The organism is Daejeonella sp. (genome assembly GCF_049655485.1).
Lineage (GTDB): Bacteria > Bacteroidota > Bacteroidia > Sphingobacteriales > Sphingobacteriaceae > Daejeonella.
This window is the reverse complement of the sequence record NZ_JBASJU010000117.1, coordinates 1-4,127: the sequence shown is the minus strand read 5'-3', so window position 1 is coordinate 4,127 and position 4,127 is coordinate 1. Positions and strand designations below refer to the sequence as shown.

Below are 4,127 nucleotides of genomic sequence, written 5' to 3'. Positions count from 1 at the left end.
TTGAAGACAACAGAGCATTAATATTTGGCCGTGGAGTAACGTTAAAAGTGGAAGACAGCCTGGTGTCTTTGAATTATACAGAACATCTTTCTTAACCAATAAATAATCTAATTATGGCCATACTAGCCTCACTTGGAAAATATAGAAACACCGGATTATTGATCATGCGTGTAGGTCTCGGTATTATGATGATTTACCACGGCTATCCAAAGCTTCTTGGGGGCATGGACCAATGGGTTGCTGTTGGCAGTTCCATGAAATACCTTGGAATTAATTTTACCCCGGCTATTTGGGGCTTTTTGGCTGCTGTAACGGAAACTTTTGGTGGATTTTTATTAGTAATAGGCTTAGCTTTCAGGCCGGCCTGTTTATTATTGATGTTTACGATGGCGGTTGCTGCAACTATGCACCTGAATAACGGTGACGGCTTAATGACTGCGTCCCACGCTATAGAGCTAGGTATTGTTTTTTTAGGCCTGGTCTTTATCGGTCCTGGGAAATTCAGTGTCGACAAAAAATAAATAGTAAAAAGCTTAAAATCAAAAAAGCGGAATAAATCCGCTTTTTTGATTCTTGTAAATACTCCGAAGATATTACATGCATCCTCGAAGTTAAATATTAAGGTCTGGTGTCCCAGAAAATCTTCTCTAACTTATTAGCCTTTTGTTTAAAATTCGGATTCGAAGCCACTTCGCTTTCCGGATAAAACAAAGATCTTGGGATTGCTGTTTCGGCAGCAATTGATGCATCAACAGGTACAAGTACCGGATAACCAGTACGTCTCCAATCGTTCCATGGTTCCAAAGCTACACCATAGTTAGCAATGTACTTTTCTGTAATAATCCTGGCTACGTTGGCATCTAAATTCGCGCCGTTTAACAGCCCATTAGCTAAAACGTAAGTGTCCTGATTAGCCGCCGATACACCCGCCATCGTCATTGAAGCTCTAATCCCCGCCTGAAAGAAAGGCGTAGCTGCAGCGGCACCCGCACCGTATCTTAAAGCGTGTTCAGCTCTAATAAAGTTGTACTCAGCAAAAGTTAACATTCGTATAGGGGCAGCACCAGTATATGCAGTATTGTTATTAGGATTAGCAGGCACTCTTCCTTGTGCATCTGGAACAAGAGGTCTTTTCAATTCACCTCTTAAAAAAGTATGCATTCTGGAGAAAGCGAAAGACTGAGCATCCATGGGAGTAGCACCTTTGTAGGTTCCAGAACCAAATGGAAAGTCCGTAAAATAGGTTGCACGGCGAGGGTCTGATTTAGAATTCAATAAATCCACAAAGAATTTATTAGGGAAAAACTGATCTGATCTCGTATTCTCAAACTGATGGATCGGGTTTTGTGATGCTGTAGCATCTACAAAATCCATTTGAAAATTATCAGCAAGTGAAGTCATGAAGGGAGCGTTACTCGCAATTAAAGCGTCCATTTGAGCTTTGGCAAAAGCTGCATCTTTCGCAGAAAATCTTAAGAATAATCTAAGCTTAAGGGTGTTCGCAAATTTCTCCCATTTCACTCTATCGCCTTTGAAGATTGTTTCATTTCCGCTCGGAGATAATGCAGATGTAGTGGCCTTAACTTCTGAAGTACCCTCAGTAATTAATGCAATAATGGCCTTATAGATATCTTCTGCTTTATCCAATTTGGGTTGATTGATTTCTGGTGCTTTAAAAGCTTCAGTATATGGCAAATCCCCCCACATGTCTACTGCCTGAGAATAAATATGTGCTTTTAAAATTTTAGCAATACCGCTGTAATGCGGACTGCCCGCACTGTTTTTCAGAATGTATTCAATATCCTGTAATTGAGTAGCAAATAAAGAGCTATAAAGGTTATTTACATCGGTTGGTTGAATTTGATACCTGGCAAATTCTCTTGATTGAGTTCCAGGCGCATTCTGCCCAGCAAATTGTTGAATAATCAAAGAAGAATATCGATGCATATCACTTCCACCCGTGAACCCAACATTCACCGTCACGTTAGTTAATACCTGGGGTATCGGAGCTGAAGTCGGGGCATTGGGATTGGTGTTAATATCCAGATACTTTTCGCACGAGGTAACAGTAAGCAAAACTATTGCCGCTGTCCCTAATATTATATTTTTAAGTTTTTTCATGTTTTTAATATTATAAAGTAGCTCTTAAGAAGAAACCAAAATTTCTAGACTGCGGTAATCCATTGGCTTCAAAACCTTGTGAATTACTTGCTCCTGTGGCATTAGCTTCTGGATCGATGTGAGGAACATTAGGTGCATATAGATATAGGTTCCTTCCATTTAACCCGACTTCCAGTTTACCAATTGGTGTTTTCTGAAGAACACTAGACGGAATTGTGTAAGAAATAGATGCCTCTCTTAATCTAAACCAAGAACCATCAAAAACGTATGATTCTCCAGTTCCAAAAGCGTAAACATTTTCCCAATATTGCTGAGCTGTTACTGGAGTAGTATTCGGTTGACCATTAGCTAATGTTCCTTCCATAACGTAAGGTTTCGCTACTGCACCGCTAGCATCAAAACGAGGGAATTCTGCCGTTTCCTTTACAGTTCCTGTTCTGTAAAGATCTCCGATATTTCGTGAATAAATATCACCGCCTTTACGGATGTCTAACAAAAAGTTAACATTTATACCTTTAAAATTGATGTTGTTTGTTACACCCGCTGTCCAATCAGGGTTAGTGTTTCCAATAGCTGCGGTGGTTGGGCTCAGTGACCTTAATCCATTTGCACCGATCAAATATTTTCCATCAGATGCTCTGTTAAATACCGAGCCAAATAAAATACCATATGGCTGGCCGGCATAAAGTCGTGTTCCTGGTGTTACAAAACCTCCCAATTGAATAAATGGAACTCCTGCAGCTAATGCCTCTACTGTAGGTGTTATTTTAGTATAGTTAACAGATAATGACCAGAAACCTTTATCAGTTTTAACTGGAGTACCAGACACTAATAATTCAAAACCTTTTTGCTTTAACGAACCAGCATTCTTATTTTGAGAAGTGAACCCGGTTGAAGGACCCACAGGGACTGCAAAAATCAAATCTGTTGATAAAGTATTGTAAGCAGCTGCTTCTATAGACAACCTATCTTTAAAGAACCTTGCTTCAGCACCAATTTCTTTAGAAGTAGTAAATTCAGGTCTCAAATTAGGGTCAGCTTGCAGATTGCTCTGCGTTCTGCCATTTAAACTGTTATATGGGAAGACAATAGAAGGCCCAAATCCGTCAGCAGCACCTGCCTGATTAAAGAAGGTATTGGTAGCATAAGCTCCTGCTTCTTTACCCACTTTAGCATAGTTAGCAGACAATTTTAAGAAACTCAAAAGATTCCCCTTTAATGATGGAAATGCTTCAGTTGCGATAAAACTTCCGGCAACAGATGGATAAAAATAAGAGTTATTGTCAGCACCAAAAGTAGATGAGAAATCATTTCTTCCGGTAAAGCTAATATTTGCAAAGCCCTTGTAACCTAGTGTTAAATCTCCAAATAAACCAATAAGGCGACTTTGGCTAATAGAGTTTCCAGCAGTAACAACAGCAGCATTAGAAATATTTTTTAAATTTCTAATTGACAATTGTTTACCGACTGTTGAAGTATTAGTGAAATTACTCTCTACAATTTCATTACCAATGTTGAAATCTAACTTTAAATCCTTTGTAAGATTTCTGGATCCAATCAGTTGAAAATATGAATTGATATCTCTACTATTTTGAGCGATGTTTAAAATTCCACCCGTTCCGCCCGCAACTGTATTTCCCTGACCCCTCGCTCCAATCTGATCATAACCAACAGCATTGAAGGAATAGGCATCAACACCTAATCTGTAATTAATGCTCATCCAGGGCAAAACGTCATATTTAAACGTTGTATTTCCTATAATTCTGTTAACCACATCATCATAAGTATTGTTTCTTAAAGTCCAAAGTGGATTGTCTGTGACGTCAAAATAAACCTGGGATCCATCCGGATTTTCGATCGGATAATTAGCCAGGTTGAATGTTCTTGGTAGAAAGTATGCTCTGAAAAACGGGTTTGATAATTGATTTCCGATTTGAGACCTTTCAGAATTCGATAAAACATATTGGGCGGAAACTCCAACCGTAAATTTCGGAGCAACCTGGGAG

At 39.1% G+C, this 4,127-nt stretch carries 3 protein-coding genes; 1 reads left to right on the top strand and 2 read right to left on the bottom strand.

The features are described 5' to 3' along the window. Positions 1–113 precede the first annotated feature (113 nt). The gene (locus tag WBJ10_RS04785; protein ID WP_424288387.1) at positions 114–521 is read left to right on the top strand and encodes a DoxX family protein; all 408 of its coding nucleotides are present in this window, start codon (positions 114–116) and stop codon (positions 519–521) included. A gap of 97 nt (positions 522–618) precedes the next feature. On the opposite strand, the gene WBJ10_RS04780 is transcribed toward WBJ10_RS04785, so the two are convergent. After that, on the bottom strand, positions 619–2,121 hold the full coding sequence (locus WBJ10_RS04780; RefSeq protein WP_424288386.1) for a SusD/RagB family nutrient-binding outer membrane lipoprotein: 1,503 nt from the start codon (positions 2,119–2,121) through the stop codon (positions 619–621). Between the two features lie 10 nt (positions 2,122–2,131). Continuing rightward, on the bottom strand, positions 2,132–4,054 hold the full coding sequence (locus tag WBJ10_RS04775; protein ID WP_424288388.1) for a TonB-dependent receptor domain-containing protein: 1,923 nt from the start codon (positions 4,052–4,054) through the stop codon (positions 2,132–2,134). Positions 4,055–4,127 lie beyond the last annotated feature (73 nt).

Bases quoted from the DNA above. Each gene is read 5' to 3' on its own strand.
- WBJ10_RS04785 (WP_424288387.1), top strand. From the start codon at position 114: ATGGCCATACTAGCCTCACTTGGAAAATATAGAAACACCGGATTATTG.
- WBJ10_RS04780 (WP_424288386.1), bottom strand. From the start codon at position 2,121: ATGAAAAAACTTAAAAATATAATATTAGGGACAGCGGCAATAGTTTTG.